We start from the raw sequence: 22694 nt of genomic DNA, 5'->3' as shown, positions 1-22694 counted from the left end.
CATCGCGGGATAGAGCAGTAGGCAGCTCGTCGGGCTCATAACCCGAAGGTCACAGGTTCGAGTCCTGTTCCCGCTACTAGCAAAAACACCACTTGAAAAAGCTGGTGTTTTTTTCATTTATAACAATTTGTATTATGGATGAATTTGTTGTCTATATTCTTTATTCTGAAAAATTCAAGAAAAACTATACTGGATTTACTTCCAATTTAATTGAAAGATTTAAATCACATAATCTTCTTGAAAAAAAAGGTTATACTCTCAAATTTAGACCTTGGGTTGTAATTTATGTTGAATTTTTCAACTCAAAATCTGAGGCAATGAAAAGAGAAAAATACTTAAAAACTGGTGTGGGAAGAGAATTTATTAAAAATCTTATTTCTAAAATTTAATATGTCGGGGGCATATCCGCCACGGCGGACACAGGTTCGAGTCCTGTTCCCGCTACAACCAAAACACCACTTACTACAAGTGGTGTTTTTTTTTTGTTTATAATATATTGCAATATGGAAGAATTTGTTGTTTACATTCTTTATTCTGAAAAATTCAAGAAAAACTATACTGGATTTACTTCCAATTTAATTGAAAGATTTAAATCACATAATCTTCTTGAAAAAAAAGGTTATACTCTCAAATTTAGACCTTGGGTTGTAATTTATGTTGAATTTTTCAACTCAAAATCTGAGGCAATGAAAAGAGAAAAATACTTAAAAACTGGTGTGGGAAGAGAATTTATTAAAAATCTTATTTCTAAAATTTAATATGTCGGGGGCATATCCGCCACGGCGGACACAGGTTCGAGTCCTGTTCCCGCTACTAAGACAAAGCTTCAGAGAAATCTGGAGCTTTTTTTGTTTTTACCTTTTTCTGATTCTCTTTGCGGACACAGATTAAAAATCTGCGCTATCGTTGTCTAAATATTGGAGTAATCGGATAAAAATAAATGATTATGTTTTGAGACAATTTAAACAAAGAAAGAAGAAGAGAATTTACAATGAGAGTAAAATTGTACTCCTAACTTTACTTCAAATTTCATTAGCTCATCCATATATTTTCCATTATCTAATTTGAAACGCTAAAGCAAAAGCATTTTAAGGCTTATTAAAGATAATAACGAAAGAGACGACGAGCCGCCTCTTTTTTATTTAATGATTAAAATTTTATATTCTTTTTCAGCTCATTACATAGTTACATTATAAAAAAGACCTAATCTGTAACGCTACCCATCTGATACATTATCCTTGGAAGAAGTGCCACCTAAAAGTCATATCTTGGATAAATACTACATTATTCATCAAGCTACATATCCTTTTCTTTCCAATATTGTTCTTCCGAAATTGCTTTTTTATCAGTAGGCAGCTCAATTTTTTGCTTCTGGTCATTATTTATTTCAATTTCGGTACAAATCATTTTTGATTTTCCTTGGTTATAAGTTACTTCAAGAATTAATCCTGGAAGTCCATGAAATCTATCAGGACCATTACTGACAGGTATTTCAGCAGCATACCATGCTTCCCCTGATATTACCTCTGTCTCAGGCTTTGTCTCAAATCCTCCATTTGGACTGGGAATTCTTTTATATCGAATAATAGAATTGGTAAAATTTGCTTTACTACAAGTATACTTTCCAATTTTTTTTACTTCGGTAGATACCTTCCAATCATATTTTGGCAGACTATCACATATTAAAAAATTATCGCCTACAATTTCCTTGTCTTCATAATATATGTGTTTATCAAAGTCTTTGTAAATAGTAGATGACATAGCAGAAATATCTTCTTTCCCGTCACTACCAATTTTTGCTTTTTTTTTGAATTTCGATAAACTTTTATTAAAGATCAGTTCATATGAATTTTCAAACATACGTTCCAAAATTGAAATTGATTCCTGAAGCTCAGCCTTTTTTGATGGAGAAATGCTAAAGTCTGCCAATTGATTTAAATAACGTTCCTTATCAAGTGCTATACTTTTATACACTACTTTTCCCTGAAAACTTTGAGCATTTATTGTAATAACACTAAAAAGAATACCTAATAATAAACGAAACTTTATCATAAATTTAATTTAACAAGTTATTGTTTATATTATTTATAAACCCTAAGCCGAAAGACAAACCCCTATATTTGGATCATTATCTGCTTTTCGACAAATATAGCCGGGACAGCAATTTTTGGCGAGATTAGTGCCTTCAGGACCGCATATACAGGCAAATGGTAAACATACTAGAGGTCCACCGCAGCCGCCTCCAACAGCCCCTCCGTTAATGCTCCGTTGCTGTTCTTTTGTAAGAATTTCAACTCCTTTTAAAAACTTTAAATTTTCCATAATCGTGATATATTAATTAATAATTTTTTACATTTATTTTTGTATATTATTATTTTATTTTCTGCAATTGTTTATAGTCATTTACAATTAATTCCTCATCGTCAATCAATTCATTTATGAAATAGACTAAATCTTCTCTATTATACATTTCTGGAAATAAATTATTGTTAATGATAATTGCTGGAGTGAACATTAATTCATTATCTTTATTCTGTTGGTACATTTTACTAAGAAATCCAGATATTTTATTATCAGCATAATTTTTTTTTCCATATTTTTCAAAAAAAGCATCAAGATTTTTATTTTTAAACCAATTTCCAATTACATCCATAAATGCAAACTGTCCTTCTTTAAAGTAAATATCAATAAGGGTATAATGTAATGCTTTTGATAGTTCATCGGCACTGTCATCAAGGTTAAACCGAAAATTTACCAAAATATCTTTAGGATATTTAAACACAAGCGTCTCGATAAGTTCATGCGTCTTTGAGCAATAACCGCAGAACGGATTAGTTACCAAACTTAGTTTCAGGCCTGCATTTGGATTGCCAACAATTATAGCAGACTCCAAAGTATAATATTCATAATTTTTAGAGGATTGAAGAGCCATTTTGAACAATGGATAATTTCGTTTAAAACGAAACAGTTCTATGTTTAAGGCTTTCAATGCAATAAAATCTTTTATAAATGGTTTTAGATTGGTCCAAATTACTATCGAAATTATAAATCCAGAGAAAAAAAGCATAAAAGGGATCCAATTAAAAATGCTGTGATTAGGGATATTTAAAACAGCAGCTAAAGTAACAGCCTCCAATATTAAAACACTTATTATCATAAGGCAGATGGCACACCATTTTTTTTCAATAAAATTCTGGTAATAGATAGAATAAATAACTACAGGTAAGGTTAAAGTTAAAGATACCAAAAGATAAAATGAATAATAGTCAATCATACCTCCAATTTCCATTAAAAAAAAAGATAATAACTGACCAACAAAAAAAATAATACTCAGATCGCTTAATTCTAAACTGAATAAATTAAAAGTTTTTTTTGACGTGATTACAGTTTTACAGTTTGATATTGCTGACGAATTAGAATTGCAAACTGCTTTTGCAAAAGAAGAATTACCTCCAAAAAATTGCCTTAATGTTTCTGTAGATAAGTATACCCCGGCTAAACCTAAAATTATATAAATGTTGTACAAAGAAGACATTTTAAATCCCAGAGTTATCGCGAATACTACAAAAAACAGTAATATTAAAGTAAATTGTTTTATCGCAATTTTTCTTTTTGGATTGTAAATCAATTTGTCTTCAGCTTTTTCAACAACCAAAACTATATTTTTCCAGATATGAAGAAATTCCTTTTCATCTACAGATTTCCTATAGTTTTCATTACTGCATATGTAACGATCATTCGATTTTTCTATAAATGACAAAAAAGGAGCCTGATTATCCTCTTGCAATAAAGCTACAAACATTCCAGGTAGATAGTCTATGTTTTTATTTTCTATACTGGCTGCAATATTATCAATCTTAAAAAACTTGAGAGTATCACTAAAAGCATAAAGGGAAGGGAAATCAGGATGAGTATTAAGTTGAAATGCAAATTCCTTAAAATCAATATTAATACCTTCTTTCTCTAAATAAGAAAACATAAAACTGTAATGAGATTGATCATTCATAATTTCCTAATAAATAAAATCAAATGTAATCATTTTCTTTCTATTTAAAATTAAATTATAAGTTATTTTTTACTTTATTAGAATTCTTATAGGAGCAAATTAAGAAGCCAATCCAATAATCTTACAAAAATCTTCGATAATTTGGTTAGATAATTGAATTGCTTCCCGCTACAAATTTGTTGTTTATAACATATTGTAGTATGGAAGAATATGTTGTTTACATTCTTTATTCTGAAAAATTCAAGAAAAATCATACTGGATTTACTTCCAATTTAATTGAAAGATTTAGCTCTCATGATCTTCTCGCAATAAATTACTAAAAGAGTTAATCTTTATTATTCTGATCTTTTTAATGTGGCAAATTTTAATATCAAAATTAGTATTGACATTAAAATAAGAAGTATTCCAAAATTAGTACTAAGTAAATTTTTATTTGAGTCAAATTTATTAATAAAGAAAATATTCGTAATTATGAATAAAATCACAACACTAAATATTAAAAAACATAAATCGCCAAATCCGTGTCCTAAACTTAGAAATCCATTTAAATAATCCAGCGCACTTCTAATAGTCCCAATTGTACTCACTGATCATTAATTCTGGTTTTTTGTTAGAGTATTTTATATTTATGGAATCTCCTCTTACTTTAGTCATTTTTTTATCTATCCCGTCAGATTCTTTATATATCTTACCATTGACTAAATATTTAACAGTAACTGATTTCCCTTTATATAAGGTTATATCAGTTATTATACCTTTTGTAATAGTATAATCTTCCCGGATATATTGAACCTCATCTGATTTTTCTTCAATGAGATACACACCAATCCATACAAAAAAGAGTATTATAATAGCTAATATAACACCTAATTTAAAATAATCTTTAACAGTTGTTTTTTCTTGACTGATAGGATTTATATTTTTTTTATTCCGATTATTATTCATCTATTTAGAAAAATTATCTACTTTAATTCTAAAGAATTCATTTCCTGACTCTACAACAGATACATTTGTCTTAAAATTTCTTTTTGTTATAGCTATTATAGAATCCTGAAATTTTTTAGTATCACCTTCAATACCATAATACTGTATCAAAATAGATCCTTTTTTTACAATCAAACTATCTTTATAAAGATCTAAATACATAGAATATTCATTTGTATAATCTTTCATTGTAAGTTTTTTGCAAGTACCTGATAATGCAAAATTAAACATATAATCTCCTTTCTTAAAACGCATTTGATAAGCACTACAATCTTCTGAAATATGTTTTTCTGTCAACATATAAGAATCAGCTACACCAATATTCTGATCTTTGTTTTTGCATGATACGATAGAAAAAAGAACAATAATCATTATGTACTTCATAAACTCATTTTTAAAACATATCTCTTCCTGATTCTTCAATTGTAATTAAATCATAAGAAGTAAAACATTCCAAATTGGCAATTAAATCATCAATATGATTATATCTCTTTATTTTATGTTTGACCCAATTTTCATCAGTCGGTGTAAAATCAACTTTAAATTCATATGTGGCAAAAAAACAAATTACAATGTAAAAATCTGATCCCGAACTATCTATCCTGATAATATAATCATCAGTACTTTTGTTGTTTACTATCTTGAATGAAAAATTCTGAAACAAGGACTGATTTCTTACTTTAAATTCAAAATAAAAAAATTGCTCCAGCTGCTTACAGGCGATAATATTTTGTAGATATTCTATATAATCAAAAGCATCTTCTATACTGTCAAACTCTCTAAGGGTATTTTCGCGACTTAGGTATTGTCTTTTACCATAGCCCGAGTTATTTAAAACTTCTTCTTCTTTATAATAAACAAATATTTTATGATCAAACTCTAAATAAATATCATTACCAAAATTAAATCTACTTCGGTTTTTTGAAAGATCAATTTCGTAATCCAAATACCTGAGTTCATTTTTCTTTTTTAAAGTATTGAATACTTTTATCTTAAATTTTTCGAGATTGTTATTTTCCATTATTCGAGAAGTTTATTTACAACTACCTTTTCTTTCTCCGTTACTGCACAAACGAACTTCTCAATCTCAAAAGTTTTTTTGGGATTGAGAAGCTTTTTGTAAGGAATTCTTTTTAGAATGAAGAGTATAATTGTTATTTTAAAAAAATACTAATCTGAAAAACTATCCTTTTTTAGTTAAATGAAATTTTTTGTATTCGGTTGCCTCCACTGAAAATATACAATATGTCATCTATTAATACACTGGGACGTATATAACTATTCTCTGTAAGTTTCTGTATTTGCCAGGTTTTACCTTTATCTAAACTATAAAACAAATCATAAGATGTAAATGTTCCCTCTATATTCCCTACAAGACCACATATTACTTTGTCGTTGCTCTGCAAACCTTGTACAATAGTATAGCCATCGAATTCCTTTAAGTCTTGTGTATTCTCTGATTTTACATCGTAGCTAATTAAACTAATTTTTTTATTATTCGTTTTGTTGTTTCCTGCAATTATAATTTTATCGTTGTTCTGTTTTACAATATTTTCAGGCTGGATTAGTGTCTCTACACTTTTAATGTTTTCTTTACTATATTGACGTAAATAAGAATTTCCATCTTTATTTCTTAAAATAGAAAATAATTTATTATTTAAAAAAACAGCGTCATTTCCAATATCAATTGGCATTTCGCCTTTTTTGATTAAATTTTTATCAAATTTTGTAACTGAACTACCTTTTTCAGTCTGAATATATATATCCGATTTATCGTCATATATTCCTCCTATAACAGGAAATTCTTTTTCAAATTCAATTTTATCGGTTAAAACATTAAACTTTACAATAAAAACCTTTTTATTATAAAAATCATTCGATGTTATGTAGACAGCATTTTGAAACACTAAAACTCTATTAAAAAACTTTCTGTTTTCAATAGAAGTAACTTTTTTCCAATTTTGACCACCATCTGTAGTTTTATAAATACTAGCTATATCTGTAGATTCAGGAAAAAAATCAGGGTCATTTAATTGTTCTTCTGTCTGCTCTTTCGATTCTGTAATATAATTAAATGAATAACCTTCTTTCGGATTTATAAAGTACATATACTCCGATTTACCTTTCATTCCGTTAAAATCAATGATTTCAACCTTTAAATTATTTTCGTTAAAATCTTTACATCCTATCGCTATTAGCATTACTAATAAGCACATTAATAGTTTTTTCATTAATCAGTCTTTTTTTGTTCTTTACCTGGGATAAGTATTAATAATGGATTCAAAATCCTTTTAATTTCATCTACAGGCACTCCTTCTTTCTTTGCTTTATTTTCCATCAGGGTTTGAATTGTGTCCATATTATCATAAGCATCGCCCAAAATACGTAATAAATCTTTAGGTTTTTCCTTTATAAACTTACCCATCATATCTTTTACCTGACGCAATCCATCTGCACTTGCTAAGTCTTTAACATCTGGTGTTAGCAATATTTTTGTCAAATCAACTGCTCCTAATGTATACAATGGTACTTTCCCATTTTCATTCCAATATGCATCAACGTGGGAATCAAAAGCGAAAGATCTAAATTTATCATTATTCAATTCAATAGTATTTGCATCTTTATATTTCTTTGGATCTAATCTGTCTTCAATTGCCACTTGCAAGTTTTTACGAGCCTCTTTTAACCAAGTCTTACCTGAACTCGACATTGTTTTGTTGGTTTCAGTTGTAAAACGATTAATGTATTTGTGTCCGTATCCCATATAATAATCAGGCACGGGTTTACCTGGATTTTGTCTCATAAAATCTCTTGCCCGCCAGGCATAATAGCCAGTATGTCCAAGTAAATTCCTAAAGAAAGGAGTAGGATCCAATCCGTCAGAATCTATAAAGACTAGAGGATTATTGAAACAGAGGTTATAAGCTGAGTAATTTGGATATTTCTCCATCAAAGGATCGGTATTCAACCACAACGAAGTCTTCATATCCAAATACCTGGCTCCGTAATAACTCAAATTTGTCTCCCTATCTAATTCTTTTCCATTAAATAAATAAGGTGAAGAAAAGAACTTAAATGCTCCTCAAACAAAACTTCCCCAAATGCAATATACTCTACATGTTGTGAAATAGAGCCATTTTTGGTTAGTGATAATTTTCATTCTGACGAAGCTTGAAAAAACAAAGGCAATTCTATATGAATTGCCTTTGTTTCATAAATAGTGAATTGCTATTCTATTTTGTTAATTGAATTTCAGATTCTACAAAATAATTATTCTAGAAATATCAAATTTTTAACTTTTTAAAAACATATACAACCTTATTCCAAATAATAAAACGCCAATGATAATTAACACTAACCAAAACTTATTATATTTTAAAATCAAACCAAATTGCTTTTCATTATTTGAAAATTTCATAATCAAACCAATAAAAATAAATACAGCAGGTGCTAAAATCCATCTAAATTTTTCATATATCATCATAAAATTCTCTTTAAAACTATCCTATTGATTTAAAAAAATATATTATTGAAGCCAATACAAGACAAAAAATAATAGCCCAACTATTAAAATTTTGTAGGTTAGTTTGAGGTTTTGAATATATATCTGGGTTTTTATTTCCATCTCGATCTTTTAAAGACCATTTATTAAATTTGTGATATAAAAATGCTCCTATAAGGAATAACACACTATACAATAAATATTTATAATTCATATTAAAAATTTATTTAAATTATTTAACAACTTCTTTTGCCGCTCCTTTAGCAGCGTTTCCAACTTCTCCTTTTATTATTTCTCTCGAAACTTTAGCAGCTTCCTTAATAGCTTGCGAAGCTTCAGTACCGGCACCAGGTAATATTTTATTTACTGCTGCTTCAGATCCTTTACTAACAAGAAAAACTCCCAAATCTTTAGTTGCTTCATCATCATCTGTTATGAATTTGACCCCAATTTCTAGAACCGAACCTATAGTACTAACTGTTCCTCCATAACCAGCAACTGCAAGACCTGGTGCAGCTCCGACACCTGCAAATGGTGCTCCTGCAGCTGCTCCTACTAATCCAACTGTTGTTGTAGCATCTCCTGTTTTTTGCATTACTTTCGCAATTTTTAAAAGACCATCTTTATTTTCTTTACTCCATTTTTTGATATCATGCCCAATTTTCTTGACATCCTTAACAGTATCATCCCAACCTTTTCCGTTATAAAGTTCTCTTTTAATATTTTTAAGATCTCCTTTAATTTTTTCTCTTTGATGTGATATATAGTTAGCAGTAGACTTTTTAGCCTCATTATAAGACTTTTTAACATCTTTCCAACTAGGTAAATCAGGCCAGTTTCCATCTGGATCAACAAATCTTATGGGATTATTAAACGAATATACATAACTACCAATACTTAAATCATTTTCACTGTATTTATCTCCACTCAACCAAAGCGAAGTCTTCATATCAAAATACCTCGCCCCATAATAACTCAAATTCGTCTCCCTATCCAATTCCTTCCCATTAAACAAATAAGGTGAAGAAAAACTAGATGAATGCTCCTCAAATAAAATCTCTCCAAAAGCAATATACTCCACATGCTGACTTATGCTTCCGTTTTTGGTTGTAATATACGAAGTACTTCCCAAATGGTCAGGATGAAAATAGAAAATATCATTTTCGGGCATTCCCGTTCCTGTAAAACCTTCTCCACCTTTGACAGTGGTAGGTTCTACTTGAGGTCCAAATTGTACAGGTGGTCCCGGCACATCGCCCGGAGCATTGAAAATTGGATTTCTTGGCCAACCTTCCGACGGTTCTTGGTTTTCTTCTACCGGTTGTAAAACTTCACTTGGGTACTGTAATTTTAAGGCTCATTAAAAGCAAAAAAACAAAAGAGACGACCAACGGGTCGTCTCAATTTTATGTAAATTTCACTAACGTTTAATTCTTTATCAGCTATTTACAGTACTTTTTTATAAAAATACCTAATCTGAAACATTACCCGAAGTATAATTATTTACTCCGTTAAAATGCTTTCAACTTAAAAATAAATTATTTATCTAAATTTAAATTAAAAATTTTCGCAGCTTGTTCAATTTCATCATCTAAGGAATCATCAATTTTTAATGAAAATAAAATCCATTTATCATTTGGCTTGTACAGCTTAAAAATAAATCTAATTGGTTGCCTATCATATTTAAGCATGTAGGAGTACAAAATAAAGCTATCTGATAGTTGTTTTTTTACTATTAACTCGTTTCCATAATATTTCCCTACATAATCAACAGTAAGCTTATTAACTTCATTTTTCATTTCTTCAATCCCATCGGTCATCCTCATTGTCCAAGTATTTGTATTGTAAATTTTTTCCACTGCTCTAGATGGACTTTTTGAATACTCAGCAAAAAAATTTTTGATAATTTCATCTGATGACACTTGCGAATATGTCAATTTACAGAAAAAAAATGTCGTAATTATTAATATTCTTTTCATTGTTAATATTTAATTTTATAAAATTTTATTACTATTCTCTATAAGCAAATCATAATCGGGTTTAGTAACATTTTTTAAAACTAACTTATAAAAAGGATCTAATGAATTTTTAGGTTTTACTTCAATTGTTAATTCACCATTTACATAAGTACTTATCGAATCTATATAAAACATACCGGATTCAGCTTCAATCTCTCTTTTAATATAAAAGGGCCCTTCATATATACCTATGAAATTACTAAAATACATATACATAACTTGATCGTCAAAAAAAAACCTCACAAAAGATATCTGATTATTACGTTCTATAAAACCTTTTGTTATGTAGCAACTGACTCTGATTTTTTTTGTATTCGATAGCAAATTTACATTACTGACACCTTTCGGATTAACCAATTTGATTGCAGCCCAATAACCTAAAAAAGGAAGCGAAACAAGGAGCGCCGTTTTAAAAAAATCAACAATCTTCTTATTAAAATCTATTCCCCATAAATCCAAAGAGCCTAATATAAATATTAGAATAAATGCTCCCAAAATACAACACAAAGCTAATTTATTAGCTTGTTTAGACAACTTTATCATTTATTAAATGTTTTAACTACTTTTTCTGTGATTTTTACGATCGGTATCTCTACCAAAACTCCAAGTTTTGCTCCAATTTCGAGACCTAACATTTCAGTACCCTTTATTACTAAATTTCCTTTTTTAGCATCAAAATATATTCCAACGTTTGCTGCAGCACCTACACATTCAATACACCCTCCTTTAGTTGTTGCCATTTTAAAACCAAAATAAGTTACTCCAGAATTCACTTCTCCTTTAAATGCTCCTGCTTCAGCACCTCCTCCAAAATTAAATCCATATTTCCCCGTCTCTCCTGTTAATATACCATTATCTGCAGTTGCTTCAGCATATAAAACAGAGCCTTCTGCATTATAGAAAATATTAAAGTCTTCAGTGCCTAATCTATTTTTCGTTTCCCCGTGAATCCCTCTAGCTTTTGCAGAAAGTGACTTAGAATATCGACCACTTACATTTTTACCTTCAACATTAAATAATTTCACATTACTTTTAGTGGAAAAATTCTTTTTTTCCTTATTATAACCAATAGTAACACCCGAAAAACCTTTTGAATCAGAATTCACGTAATCCCCATGTCTTCTATAAAAACCATCCTGTTTAGATAGATCAAAATCTTTTTTCTTACTCGGTGGATCAATACTATCTTCTCCTTCTAAACCTGTTGGATCAGTAAAACGAACTGGGTTATTAAAATTGAATACATAAGTACCATAAGCTGGCATTTTCTCCGCCAAAGGATCAATATTCAACCACAAACTAGTCTTAGCATCATAATACCTCGCACTATAATAACTCAAATTCGTCTCCCTATCCAATTCTTTTCCGTTGAAAAGGTAAGACGAACTAAATGAGGAAGAATGCTCCTCAAACAAAACCTCTCCAAAAGCGATGTACTCCACATGTTGCGAAATAGAACCGTTTCGAGTTGTAATATACGAAGTACTTCCCAAATGATATCGAAACCATTTTGACAATAAAGGGATCTGCTAGAAAGACGGGAGGAAAACAAAAAAGACGACCAACAAGTCGTCTTTCAATTGTTCAAAATTTATAATTTAGCATTATTTTGTAAAATATCTAATTTTAAACATTTGCTAACATGTAGTTCAACTATTCTATTTTTTTATACAACTCCTCATTCTTTTTTACAAAATATTCTTTCTTTACATCATACTCATAGTTAGAAACAAAAATTTTATCCCTAACATTCATATAAATATGCATTTTTCTATCATTTGAAAAGACTAAACTATCGGAAAAATATAACGATATTGTTTTTGCATTTTCATTTAACAAAAGTACTTTTTGATAACCTGGAAAGGAATTATACTTAATATCTGAATCTTCAAATATCTTTACATTCAAATTAATCCCTGTTGGATTTAATTTAATTTTAGATTCGTGAAATCTAGAAATATATTCGGAATTATCTAAATCAAATTCTTTTTTTAGAACTTCTTGATATATTTTAGAATTATTCCCTTTTTGCGAATATTTATAAACGGCAAAAAAATTCTTTTCACCTGTGATAAAACTTTTAGTAGAATCTTGATACAAACACTGCAAAATACTATCTGTTATATTTTTTAACATAAAAAATTCTTTATCTACCTTTTCCGAAGAAACATTTCGAACATTGCTGTGGATTTTTTTTTCCTGTTTACAAAAATTACAGCTGTAAAATACTAAAGCAGCTAACGAAATTAATATATATTTTATATTCACTATATTTTTCATTATATTTTTCTCTTAATTGTTTACTATTGCGCCTCATTAATCATTTTTAATACATCGTCCCTATAATCCTCTTTTCTTTTTGAGCCATTATAGTCTCGAATAGCATTTTCCCAATTTTCACCACCAAACCATTCTTTTGTTTGAGTATAACCCTTGTTACTAGGATCTCTTAAACCTTTTTGAAACAAAATACCAATACCTGCCTTAATACTTTGGGAAGGTGTTGCCCCCCCTCCTTTTGTTAATCCAAATTGCTTTTTATCAGAATTCCAATCATTACTCGTTGAACTATAATAAACATTTGACTGCATAATGTCTTGGGTAGGATCATTGCTTCCTCTGCTTTTACCACTTCCCATTACAGTCTCTTCCATAATTATAGCCTTAACAATTGTTGGGTCTAGGTCAGGTACTTTAGTTGATGCATCTGACAACATTTTCCCTCCTGTTGTAGGCACTATGTCTTTTTCTTTGTTTTGATTAAAAATATAAGTTAGGGCTGCAATCATATAATCAAATTTCTGATATTTAGAACCTGTCGTATTTTTAGTGTTTCCGTTTCCATCTGTATATGACTGTATTGTCTTAGGCATTGGTACCTGAACAAAAGTTCCAAATGGAGATGTTCCTGGATAAATTATACCTTTTGGATTTGAAACATATGTTTCAAATACTTTATCATTTTTTATACGGTGAATCTCAGTCCCTTGATTGTTAAAAAAGACGATATCTTCCCCATTTGGATCAACAGCATTGAGAGGGTTATTGGCTACAAAAACATATGAACCAATATCTGGATATTTTTCCATTTTTGGATCAACACTTAACCACAAACTAGTCTTAGCATCATAATACCTCGCACTATAATAACTCAAATTCGTTTCCCTATCCAACTCCTTCCCATTAAACAAATAAGGTGAAGAAAAACTAGATGAATGCTCCTCAAATAAAATCTCTCCAAAAGCAATATACTCCACATGCTGGCTTATGCTTCCGTTTTTGGTTGTAATATACGAAGTACTTCCCAAATGATCCGGATGAAAATAAAAAATATCATTTTCCGGCATTCCTGTTCCGGTAAAACCTTCTCCGCCTTTTACTGTTGTAGGTTCTACAGGAGGTCCAAACTGTACTGGAGGTCCTGGCACATCACCCGGAGCATTGAAAATTGGGTTTCTTGGCCATCCTTCGGGAGGTTCCTGGTTTTCTTCTACCGGTTTTATGACTTCGCTAGGGTACGGATCACCCGTAAATTCTGGGGTTGCATAAATTCCTTGTTGTGTTGGCGGGCCTGGCGGTAATCCTAAGCTTTTTACATAAGTGTCTAATGCTTTTTGCTGTTCTGCCGTTAGTTTGCCGTAATTGACACCTCCTGCTGTTATTTTCAAAGGTTGTGCAAATGCTCCATTGCCCAATTTACTTACAATTCGTCCTGCACCTTCAAAATAATGTTTGGTAAACTTTCCTTTACTAATCACAAAATACGGAGAAACATAACCCGTGTAATCATCAGTATGCACAATCGTTGCTGCAGTTTCGCCGTTTATGGCTACATTCTGAGAATCTCCTGAGCTTTTTATTACTCTTTCTCCTCCTGCATCATAAGTATATTGATGAATTCTTCCATTATCATTGATTCCCATTAAACGATTATCTTCATCCCATGTCATTTTTCTGAAGCTTTTTTCTTCGGTGTAACTTGTTGGGTTTCCGTTTCCGTCGTAAACGTATTGTCTTGGTTCTGCTTTTCCTGTCTCGGCAATTTTATTCGGCGCGTTAGGATGCAGTTCGTTATCGTAATTGTAATCTAACACATAACCTTTCTGCTCATTGTTTACGGTATGAATTAAATCTTTTTTGGTAATATTATGCATTTTGTTATAGCTCATATTCAGCTCATAACTCGCCTTGGTAAACTCTCCTTGATAAACTGCTTTTGCAGACTTTAATCGGTAAAAATCATCGTATTGGTATTCGTGAGCAGAAGTTCCTCCTAATGTATTATTTACTACAGGCGCGGTATTTTTTATACTCAATACATTTCCGACCAAATCATAACCGTAGGCATTATTCATGACTTGTCTTGTGCCGCTTTTTACCTGTAACTGCTGTAGTCTGCGCATAACAGGATCGTAAGTATAATTGGTTTCGGTGTCGTTTCCGTATTTTAAATATTTGCGCTGTTCAAATTCATCATAACTTAATTGTTTGATGTAATCATAGGTATGGCTTTCTTTTTTACCCTGCATACTTTGCAAATTTCCGGCGCGGTTATAGGTATACTCGACCACTTCGCCATCAGGATACGTCATTTTTTGGATACGGTTCCAAGTATCATATTCGTATTGCGAGATATAGGTTTGTATATCGGTTGGCGTAATACGAAGTGTTCTAATTTCTTTTTCGATCTCGCCTAATTTTCCATAGAAAAACTCCTGTCCACCACTGGCATCCTGTACAAACCATAATCTGCCACGGCGAGATGGGGTTCCATCTGCTTTTCCGTAATTGTACTGTACATTGTTCTGCGGATTTTTAGGGTATTTTATGCTTTCCAAACGGTTGTAATTGTATACATATTGTATAGCACCACCATTAGGAACTGTATTTTTAATATCCTGTGTGATACGAGTCGTCAGGTTACCTGCCAAATCGTATTCCATTTTTGTTGTTCCTGCATCTGGATGCGTAAACTCAACACGTCTTCCTAACCAGTCGTAACTGCTTTGGGTAATATGATCCATCGCATCGGTTACTTTGATCATTTCGCCCAGCGCATTGGTTTCAAACTTTGTGATCAAATCGTTCTGCATACTGGCTAAATTTTGTCCTGTAGCATCGGTAAAAGTCCCAGTTGTTTTGTTTAAAGCATCGGTTTGAGTTGTTCTTAAAACAGGAACTCCATCATAACTTTCTATTGCAAAAACTGTCGAATTGGTACTTCCGTCTGGCAACGTTACTTTTACTGCACGGCTTACCTCATCGTACTCTGTTTTAGTCGGTGTTACGTTTGATACTGCTGTACTGAAATTATTATCTATTGTTGTTGTCGTAGTTGGGTAGTAGCTTGTTGTTGCTCTTCCCAATCCATCATAAATTGTTTTTCCTGAAATGATAAGAGCTTCCTGATCGGCACTGCCTGCCTGAGTAAACAAACTGGCTGTTTTTTTAACCTGCAAAGCTCTTCCTAAACCATCGGTATAGGTATAGGTTTCAATATCCTTGTCAAACTCTGGATCGTAATTTTTGGTTTTAGCGTAAGGTACTTTGGCTTCCGGAAAATATTCATACGCAATCGTGTATGGTTTACCCGAAGCAATTTCATAAGGTGCTTTAATAGTTGCTATACGACCTTTTCCATCTAATGTGTAAATCGTGCTTTGGTCATTACGATCAGTTGTTTTTAACGGAATTCCAAAACGGTAATCATACTCCATTTTATTCTGGTAACCAAATGCATCTTTGATTTCGGTCATGTATTGATGATTCTCAGTATCAAATACATATTCCAATGTCATACGCTGTGCCTTATGATTTGATGGTCCTGTAATTTTTTGCAGGTTTCCGTAAGTATCATATTCAATATCCGTAATCGCAATTTTATCTGCAGCAGCGTAATTTTTAATTTGTGTTACTTCTGCCGTTGTAGTATTGATTGTTGTAGCTCTTTTTCGCTTTAATCCTTCTGTTGTAAATACTTCCAGTTGTTTTGGGATTCCACCGTAATATGGTGTAGTACTTTCGTAATAGCTAATTTTTGCCGTTACTTTATCATCTGCAGAACCATTTCCTAAATCTTCGTACTGAATAATATTTCCGTTGGCATCATAAGTATTGAAAGTATTGGTTTCTAAATACTCACTTCCTCCTTCGTATACTTTTTGATTGGCATGAATTAATCCTATGAAAATTCTTTTAGCATCACAGGAAGGTAAATTTAATTCTGAAACCGGAACGCTCGCCTGAGTTGCCACATCAACAAAACTGTATTCGTTTTCAGACTCCTGACGCATTTTGCCATTTTTGTCTAAAGTATAACTGTGTCTTAAAAGACTTTTTCTAAAATAATCCTGATTGTAAAATTCCTGAACTGTCGTCATAAAAACAGAATTATCCGCAACATCAATCTGTTCCTGAATCACTTTTCCGAATCCGTAAAAATCTCTTTCACGACGATCCTGAAAGCCGTCTTCGTATCTGAATTTTGCTATCGAATGATCAATACCATCTCCGGTATGTCCGTCAAAAACATCTACCGACTGTAAAACCCATTTTGCTGATGGATTTTCGTAGCTTGGTTTAGTCAGTTCGTAATCTACCACATAGCTGTTTCCTGCACCATTTTTAACGCTTTTTAGTTTATTGGTTCTTTTGATGTTAGAAAGCTGTGCTGTCAGATGTCCATCATCTTTAGAAACAATATAATCCAGGTTTCCATCACCATCGATATCCGTAAAAGTTCCTTCAGAACGATTTGTACTCCAACCTTTACTTCCTCCAATTGTTGGCGTAATACGCAATAACCAAGCAATTATATCAATAGAAACATTGGCATTTATTCCGTAACTCACCCCTTTATTTTGACTCATTTCTGGAAATCTCGGATATACAACCGGCGCATCAAAAGCATTTCCTAAGTTTAATGAAACTAGCATGGTATTGCCAACATATCGAATTTTATCGCCAAGTCCGTCACCGTTAATATCCATAAAAGATTCATCGCTATCCGATTGTGATCTGGCATAATTTGCTCCGCCAGAAATAGAACCTTGCTTAATACTAAATCCTAATCCGGCACTCCAGTCGATTGAATTTCCTTTATTCAGCGTATTAAAATTCCATTTTTCAGCAGGTAAAAAACCATAACCCGTATTTAAATAAACATCACCGTTTTCAGAGATTTTATCCGGAAGTCCGTCACCGTTAATATCGCTGTGTATCATTGCAGAACGGTCTTCACCTTTCCCCTGTGAAGCACTTACCGAAATGCTGTTTCCTCCTTTTTCGGCTTCTTTTGAAGCAGTTCCTTCAGAGGATTTCTCTTTCACATCCGCTTTTGCAACGGTAACACTCAAAGAGTTTGAAGGTGCTCCGTGACTGTAACTTCCGCCAAAATTTGGTCCCTCAGAACTTGTTTTAGAATGACTGAAATTATCTCCAATATTAATTATTTCATCTGAAACCTTTCCTACAGGAGCTGTTAGCTGTATGTTTCCTCCACGAATATAATCCGGGAAACGGTCACCATTGAAATCGCTCATGGTCTGCGTTACATACGAATCACCGTCTATGGATTTGCTGTAACCAATGTTTGCCTGACCTGCCGAAACTCCCGCTGAAATACTTTTACTCTTGCTTTCGTTAATCATATCAAGTGCAGTCGTACTTCCTCCCTGTAAATTTGGAAGCGAAAAATCGGTATAATCGGCGATATCATCTTCACCAAGTCTTGAAGTTCCTATCGTTGGTCCTTTAATGTAAATTCCTTCTTCTAAACCTTCCCATTTGGTTTTAGTATAAGATGGATTTAATGACACAAAATAATTATTGGCCACTTCATAACCTTTACCATCGTAATTTTCAGGATCTGTATTATTTAAATCCGGCTCGGTATTGTAAGCGTCGGATTGTTTTAACTGTGTTTGGTCTATAGTGTTGGTAGCCAGATTTCCGTTAATAACAAATCCGCCCCAGTTTCTATAATACAATCCTAACGTTCTCTCATCAGTATTTAAAAGGCTGTAAATAGCAAAATCATCTGTTGTTTTGGTCCAGATTACATCATCTGTAAGATCTGCAATATCTTTTAAATCGGTTACCTGAACCTGAATATTTAAAGCATTGGCTTTTGGATAATTCTTTAGAATCGTAATCGACTGCTGATTGGATACCGTTATTTCTAACTGAATTGGTATACCTAAAACAGCATCCGGATAATTAACTGAATTATCAAAAGCATTATTTAGTAACACCATAGTTCCTGCTGCAATCTGATAACGATTACGAGCCAGTAAAACATTATTTTGTTTAGCCGAAATAATTACCTCTCCATTGTAATTATTGATATTTCCGGGATACTGAAATGGGGTTGCCAATATTAAATCCTGCGGTAAAATGCTTAGTTTTACTTTTCCGCCTGTAGTAGAAATTACTCCGGGCATATTATAATTTCCTTCTCTTTTATTGTACAACAAATGAGAAACTTCTATCGGAACTTCTTCTGCTACTCCGCCTACATAAGCCGGAACTGTTACTGTTGGCGCAAAAGAAACGGTCTGCCAATTGATATTGGTTTCCGTCTGTAAGGCTAAACTAATCTGCGTTTCTGCTTCAAATGAAGGCAGACTTACAGAAGCCAAATTAAACGACGCAACTTCATTTGCCAAAAATGTCTTTTCAAAAACCACAACAGATGGATTACTCTGATCCAAATAACTTTTAGTAATCACTAATTTGATATGATCTGAAGTTACCGGTTTGTTCAAAATACCTTTCAGTAAAACATTCCCGGCTGTCGGAACTACTTTTCCTGCCAAAGAACTGCTGAAGAAATCGGTACTTGCCTGATAGGATGCCAGTGAATAAGCGTTAACATCTTTTAAAGCTGAAGGCACAGTAAAATCACTTTCTGCAAGATTACCGTTTAAATCCCTGTCGTATTGTTTGGTCTGTAAATAAGTAATGACCGGATCCCAAATTACAGTATCAAAATTTCCGTCTTTTACAGAACTTACCCTAAAATACAATCGTTCACCTTTCTCGACAGAAAGTGAAGCATTTTGCCTGTTTTTAAGATTATAATCGGTTGCTCCAATTGCTTCATTCCAGATTAGTTGATTTCCTTTTTGAAAATACAAGCGAACTCCGTCTGCTTTATCATCACCAGCATTGTTTACATATTCTGCACGTGCTTTTATTCGCTCGGGAGTGGTTTCCTGAACTAATTGATATTGATGCGAAACAGAAATAATTCCTTTTGCAGGTGCTTCCCACATACGAACCACATCGTGCAATGGATTTTGTTTTTCTATTTCTTCTGCCGAAATCGTAGTATAACCGGGAATAGTTACATTACCGCCTCCAAATACAGGAGAAGGAGTTCCTGTGCTGCTGTTTCTAAAAGTCGGTATTCCGTTTTCCAGACGATTGTAATACACTTGTCCGTTGCGAACAAAATCCGTCAGACCATCACCATTAAAATCCATAAAATAGACTTTGGTTTTATTGGTCGAACGCTGTTCGTCATACCCAATATTTCCAAATTTTAAATTCAAATCGACACCCCAGTTAAATGAAGTCGATTTGGAATATCCAACATCACTGATGTTCAGCTGTTGTAAATCACCAAAAGAATTTTGCCCTGAAGCAGATAAGTTCTTTCTGTAATACACACCGCTTTTGGTTTTAAATACTTTATCCGGAAGTCCGTCTCCGTCAAGATCTTCTAAAATTACGGCAACATCAGACGAACCCCAGCTGTTTCCTCCGTGTCCTCCAACTGTAAAGCCTTTTAAACTTCCTGCGTTTGTTGCCAAACCAACTCCAAGTCTGTAACTCACTCCTTCTGTAGAACCTTCGGAACTGCTTACCAAAGAGTGTTTTCCTGAAAAAAGTATATCACTAAAAGACGGAATAGAACTGTTTTTCAGATTATCGTTAGGAACACTCCAATTCTGCTCCGGTCCAAACGGATTGTATTTACCCGAAGCATCCCGAACATCATCAAAATAATCTAAAGTATTCGTATAAAATAATTTTGATTCAGAATCGTATTCTGAAATCGATTCTAATAAAGTTTTTTTGAAAGCACCTTCCTTAAATTTCAATTCATAACTACGAATCATATCGTTTTTGTAACGAACTTCAATTTTTCGTAATAATTGGTTGTTGAGCTGTTTAAAACCCAACCTAGCCGAAACCTGAGCATCCGGACGGTTTGCTTCTCCAAGATCTGAGTTTTTTACGAAAGTAACGCTGTAATTTCCTTTTTGAGAACCAAAACCGGTATAATATACTTTTTTAAGATAGAGTTCTCCGTCGCGTTTGTCGTATTCGTATTCAACTGTATTTCCTTTTAAATCTACCTGAAGACAAAGTGCCCAATGTCCTATATTTCCATTCGCATCTTGTAAAACACTATTTGTGGCAAGTCCGGATTGTGTTCCTCCATAATAACTTGCTACACCACTTTTATCTTTTACCACCCAATAGTAATTTTTAGGTGATGATCCTTTACGGATAATTTGCTGAAAAGCACTTTCTCGTCTTGGATAAAATTGTTTATCTGAAGTTCTGACAATCCATTCGGCTCTGTGTGAGTTTGGGATCAACGCTTCTCCTCCCACAGCATAACTTTCTGTTTCGTTAACCGCATCATATCTTGGCGCTCCCCAACGGGTTTCAATACTTACTGCCGGAACCGAAATATCCCAGCCCATTCCTGCCCAACTGTGGCCGCCATCACTATCGTACTGCAAATTTAAAGACGGCTGTAGACCTGCTCTTCCGTTCGGAATAACAATCGCAAAACCAGTACTCATTGTACCTCTTCCATTTGCTGAAGGCGGTGCAATAGACTGAATTCCTACTAACGGACTAGCTGCTTTTAAATCTTTAATACTTGTTGGCGTATAACCTGAAGTTTCAGGAGATTCGGGCATTTTGATAATTCCCGCAATGAAATCGGTAAAATGGGTTGTTTTGGCTTTAATAATTCCCTGTTTAATATCAAGAGAATCTTTGGTTACTTCCTGCCAAAGACGTTTGTTTTCGTCAAAATAAAATACATTGATATCTTTCTCTGTGTACCCTTCCGGAATGGTCGTTTTATCGTATGGAAGCGAAAGTGTCACGGCTTTTTCAAAAATAGTTCCGTGTGGCAATAAACGAAAACCGGCATTTACAGCCGTAACATTAACCATTGCCGAGTTTAAAGGTGCAATATCAATTTTACGTAAACCACTTACAGAAACTTTTATATTGCTTTTTAAAGATCCAGCAGGAAAAAACGCCAGGAAATCTTTATATTCTAAAGAATTCGCTGTTTCGAAATTGATGACTTTTGAAATACGTTCTTTTGCGTTTTCAATAGGTCTGAAACCTTCTACTTTAGAAAAATGCTTTACTTCTATTTTTTCATTTACAATAACTCCCGAAACCGTTTCTTTTTGTACCGATATTGATTCTCCCGCTTGCTGAGCATCCAAAACCAATTCAAATTCTGGCTGGTTCATATCTACCACAATTCCTGCAATAGTCATTTTTTTAATCTGCGAAGGAAAATTAGCTCCTTTGATGTATAATTTATCAGCTGTTTTTAACAGTGTGAAATCAGAAATCTGGTTTCCATTTTTATATACTATTCGTACATTTCTAATCTTATATCCATTTGCAGTTTCTTCAGGAGCAGTAAATAAAAGTACGTTGTCGCCTTTTCGTAATGACTTTTCAGATAATAATTCGGACTGTGTTGTCCATGTTTTTTGATGAGACAAAAATTGTCCCCCAATACTGGGCTGGTTATTTAAACTTCTTGAAATAGAAGCCGCCTGATCGTAACCGAATAACTCATATTCTAAATAAGCATTTTCATTTTGTACCGGAAGTTCATCAACCTTTAAATGAAAAACATTATCGTAGGCATCATCAATATCTTCAGGATTATCTGCTCCAATAATTCCTTCCTGGATATCAGCTGTGAATAATTTTGTGGTTTTATTTTCATTTTTTAGAACAACCGTCGAATCCAAAACTGAAACTGTTTTTTCTTCCGGCTTGTTTTCAGAAAATAACGATGTAATTTTATATTCGCCAATATTCGCGGCAAACAAAAATGCACCTATTAAAAACACCAATATTATAATTCTATTTTTCATAAGCAGTTTAAATCGATTTGAGGCAATCG

16 protein-coding genes and 1 tRNA gene are annotated in these 22694 nt (G+C 32.7%); 3 read left to right on the top strand and 14 right to left on the bottom strand.

What is annotated here, in order from left to right; all coding sequences use genetic code 11:
- Nucleotides 1–3: 3 nt before the first annotated feature.
- From HYN56_RS09875 to HYN56_RS09865, 3 genes are all read left to right on the top strand, one after another.
- Nucleotides 4–76 (top strand) — tRNA-Met (locus HYN56_RS09875).
- Between the two features lie 58 nt (nucleotides 77–134).
- The gene (locus HYN56_RS09870) at nucleotides 135–389 is read left to right on the top strand and encodes a GIY-YIG nuclease family protein (protein WP_109192020.1); all 255 of its coding nucleotides are present in this window, start codon (nucleotides 135–137) and stop codon (nucleotides 387–389) included.
- A gap of 114 nt (nucleotides 390–503) precedes the next feature.
- Nucleotides 504–758, top strand: a complete 255-nt coding sequence (locus HYN56_RS09865) for a GIY-YIG nuclease family protein (protein ID WP_109192019.1) — start codon at nucleotides 504–506, stop codon at nucleotides 756–758.
- 538 nt (nucleotides 759–1296) lie between these two features.
- On the opposite strand, the gene HYN56_RS09860 is transcribed toward HYN56_RS09865, so the two are convergent.
- The 14 genes from HYN56_RS09860 to HYN56_RS09780 all read right to left on the bottom strand — a co-directional run bounded on the left by HYN56_RS09860 (nucleotide 1297) and on the right by HYN56_RS09780 (nucleotide 22665).
- Nucleotides 1297–2052 carry a GLPGLI family protein gene (locus tag HYN56_RS09860; RefSeq protein WP_109192018.1) on the bottom strand — a complete coding sequence of 252 codons (756 nt, stop codon included), beginning with the start codon at nucleotides 2050–2052 and terminating at the stop codon, nucleotides 1297–1299.
- A 319-nt stretch (nucleotides 2053–2371) separates the two neighbouring features.
- Nucleotides 2372–4006 (bottom strand): vitamin K epoxide reductase family protein, encoded by a 1635-nt coding sequence (locus HYN56_RS09850; RefSeq protein ID WP_109192016.1) that lies wholly within the window; start codon nucleotides 4004–4006, stop codon nucleotides 2372–2374.
- A gap of 564 nt (nucleotides 4007–4570) precedes the next feature.
- Entirely contained in the window at nucleotides 4571–4951 is a 381-nt protein-coding gene (locus HYN56_RS09840; RefSeq protein ID WP_109192015.1) for a hypothetical protein, read from the bottom strand.
- Nucleotides 4952–5374: a hypothetical protein gene (locus HYN56_RS09835; RefSeq protein ID WP_146194582.1), complete on the bottom strand. Its 423-nt coding sequence runs from the start codon at nucleotides 5372–5374 to the stop codon at nucleotides 4952–4954. It abuts the gene before it with no gap.
- A gap of 10 nt (nucleotides 5375–5384) precedes the next feature.
- Nucleotides 5385–6011: a hypothetical protein gene (locus tag HYN56_RS09830; protein WP_109192013.1), complete on the bottom strand. Its 627-nt coding sequence runs from the start codon at nucleotides 6009–6011 to the stop codon at nucleotides 5385–5387.
- Between the two features lie 172 nt (nucleotides 6012–6183).
- On the bottom strand, nucleotides 6184–7221 hold the full coding sequence (locus HYN56_RS09825) for a beta propeller repeat protein (RefSeq protein WP_109192012.1): 1038 nt from the start codon (nucleotides 7219–7221) through the stop codon (nucleotides 6184–6186).
- The gene (locus tag HYN56_RS09820) at nucleotides 7221–8006 is read right to left on the bottom strand and encodes a hypothetical protein (RefSeq protein WP_109192011.1); all 786 of its coding nucleotides are present in this window, start codon (nucleotides 8004–8006) and stop codon (nucleotides 7221–7223) included. The genes HYN56_RS09825 and HYN56_RS09820 overlap by 1 nt, the downstream gene beginning before the upstream one ends.
- 276 nt (nucleotides 8007–8282) lie before the next feature.
- On the bottom strand, nucleotides 8283–8474 hold the full coding sequence (locus tag HYN56_RS09815; protein WP_109192010.1) for a hypothetical protein: 192 nt from the start codon (nucleotides 8472–8474) through the stop codon (nucleotides 8283–8285).
- Between the two features lie 250 nt (nucleotides 8475–8724).
- Complete coding sequence (locus HYN56_RS09805; protein ID WP_109192008.1) at nucleotides 8725–9744, bottom strand: RHS repeat domain-containing protein; 1020 nt, start codon at nucleotides 9742–9744, stop codon at nucleotides 8725–8727.
- Nucleotides 9745–10030: 286 nt separating this feature from the next.
- On the bottom strand, nucleotides 10031–10471 hold the full coding sequence (locus HYN56_RS09800) for a hypothetical protein (protein WP_109192007.1): 441 nt from the start codon (nucleotides 10469–10471) through the stop codon (nucleotides 10031–10033).
- 15 nt (nucleotides 10472–10486) lie between these two features.
- On the bottom strand, nucleotides 10487–11053 hold the full coding sequence (locus HYN56_RS09795) for a hypothetical protein (protein ID WP_109192006.1): 567 nt from the start codon (nucleotides 11051–11053) through the stop codon (nucleotides 10487–10489).
- Entirely contained in the window at nucleotides 11050–12027 is a 978-nt protein-coding gene (locus tag HYN56_RS09790) for an RHS repeat domain-containing protein (RefSeq protein WP_240622684.1), read from the bottom strand. The genes HYN56_RS09795 and HYN56_RS09790 overlap by 4 nt, the downstream gene beginning before the upstream one ends.
- A 136-nt stretch (nucleotides 12028–12163) precedes the next feature.
- Nucleotides 12164–12790 (bottom strand): hypothetical protein, encoded by a 627-nt coding sequence (locus HYN56_RS09785; protein WP_109192005.1) that lies wholly within the window; start codon nucleotides 12788–12790, stop codon nucleotides 12164–12166.
- 23 nt (nucleotides 12791–12813) lie between these two features.
- Nucleotides 12814–22665: a SpvB/TcaC N-terminal domain-containing protein gene (locus HYN56_RS09780; RefSeq protein WP_109192004.1), complete on the bottom strand. Its 9852-nt coding sequence runs from the start codon at nucleotides 22663–22665 to the stop codon at nucleotides 12814–12816.
- Nucleotides 22666–22694 lie beyond the last annotated feature (29 nt).

Origin of the sequence: Flavobacterium crocinum, assembly GCF_003122385.1 — a bacterium.
Taxonomy (GTDB): Bacteria; Bacteroidota; Bacteroidia; order Flavobacteriales; family Flavobacteriaceae; genus Flavobacterium; species Flavobacterium crocinum.
The sequence above is the reverse complement of the archived record's forward strand: the minus strand, read 5'-3'. Positions and strand labels throughout refer to the sequence as shown.